A 1,804-nucleotide genomic window follows, 5' to 3' on the forward strand; every position below is an offset into this window, starting at 1 on the left:
CTGCTGCTCAGCACCGCCGCATCGGCGCGCGATTTCCGCATCGGCATCCAGGACGACCCCGACGTGCTTGACCCGCACCGGTCGCGGACCTTCGTCGGAGAGGTCGTGTTCGCCTCGCTGTGCGACAGCCTGGTCGCCATCGGCCCGGATCTGGTGGTCCAGCCCAAGCTGGCCACGGCATGGTCCTGGAGAGACGGCGACACCCGGCTGACCCTGACGCTGCGGCCGGGCGTCATCTTCCATGACGGCTCGCCCCTGACCGCGGCGGTGGCCAAGGCCAATCTCGATCGCGCCCGCACCCTGCCGGACAGCATGCGCAAGAGCGAGCTGCAATCGGTGAAGAGCGTCGATGTGGTCGACGACATGACCATCGCCATCACGCTCGACCATCCGGACCCGACGCTGCTGCCACAGCTGTCGAACCGGGCCGGCATGATGATGTCGCCCGCGGCCTTCGCGCCGGGGCAGGAGGTTAGCCAGAACCCGATCTGCTCCGGCCCGTACAAATTCGTCGAGCGCGAGCAGAACAACCGCATCGTGCTGGAGAAGTTCGCCGGCTATCGCGACGCCGCCGCCTATCATTTCGACCGGGTGATCTTCCTGACCATCCCGGACACCACGATCCGCCTGGCCAACCTGCAATCCGGTGATCTCGACATGCTGGAACGGCTGGCGCCGTCCGACGTCCCGGCGGTCGAGGCCGACCCCGCTCTGCAGCTCGCCAAGGTGACCAGCGTCGGCTACCAGGGCCTGACCATCAATGTCGGCAAAGGCAAGGGCGCCGACGGCCCGCTCGGCCGCGACAGGCGCGTGCGCCAGGCGCTGCAGCTCGCCATCGATCGCGACGTCATCAACCAGGTCGTCGGCGCCGGCACCTTCGAGCCGACGCGGCAGCCCTTCGCCCCGGGCAGCCCCTATCGCCGGGCGGACCTCCCGGTCGCCGCGCGCGATGTGGCGAAGGCCCGGCAGCTACTCGCCGAAGCCGGCTATGACCGGGTCGCCTTCGACCTGACCTTCGCCACCAGCACCACCATCCAGCAGGTGGCCGAGCTGATCCAGTCGATGGCGGCCGAAGCCGGTTTCGACATCACCCTGCGCCCGGTGGAATTCGCCTCGATGCTCAACCAGGCCCAGGCCGGGGATTACCAGGTGGTGCAGCTCGGCTGGTCCGGCCGCTACGACCCCGACGGCAACCTGTACCAGTTCATCACCTGCGGTGCCGGGCTGAACTATTCCGGTTTCTGCAGCGCCGATATCGACAAGCTGATGAACGACGCCCGGTCGACCAACGACCCCGCCGCCCGCAAGGCGCTGTACGACAAGGTGCAGGACACGCTGCAGGACGAGCTGCCGATGATCTATCTCTACCACCAGCCCTGGCTCTACGCGCTCGCCAAGACGGTGAAGGGCTTCGTGCCGTCGCCGGACGGGCTGATCCGGCTCAAGGGCGTGTCGATCGAGGGCAGCTGACTCTTAATCAGCGGCGCAGCAGCTTCTTCGCCATCATCATGTGCACGCCCTTGCAGCCATTGACGGTCTGGGTGATGCGCAGGTCACCGGCCAGGCTGCACAGGGTGTAGGCGTCCTCGCGCGACAGGCCGGCGGTTTCGCCCAGCAGCACGATCATGTCGCGCAGTGCCATGACGGCGCATTGGTCGAGGTCCGGGTCCATGCCCATGGTGATGTGGTGGGTCGGGGTCTCGGCCCGGGGATAGGTGAAGGCCAGGTCGTCGCGGACGATCAGCTGGAACGTGCCGCGCAGCGCGGTCTCGATCGCGGTGATGCAGACCTCGCCGTCGCCCTG

2 protein-coding genes are annotated in these 1,804 nt (G+C 67.6%); one reads left to right on the top strand and one right to left on the bottom strand.

Translation table 11 applies throughout. The features are described from left to right. A partial coding sequence (locus AC3XYG_RS14445; RefSeq protein ID WP_489140536.1) for an ABC transporter substrate-binding protein occupies positions 1–1,470 on the top strand: 1,470 nt, incomplete at its 5' end. 7 nt (positions 1,471–1,477) lie between these two features. Here the strand turns inward: AC3XYG_RS14445 and AC3XYG_RS14450 are convergent. Further along, a partial coding sequence (locus tag AC3XYG_RS14450) for an acetamidase/formamidase family protein (RefSeq protein ID WP_489140537.1) occupies positions 1,478–1,804 on the bottom strand: 327 nt, incomplete at its 5' end.

This window comes from Inquilinus sp. (genome assembly GCF_057815775.1).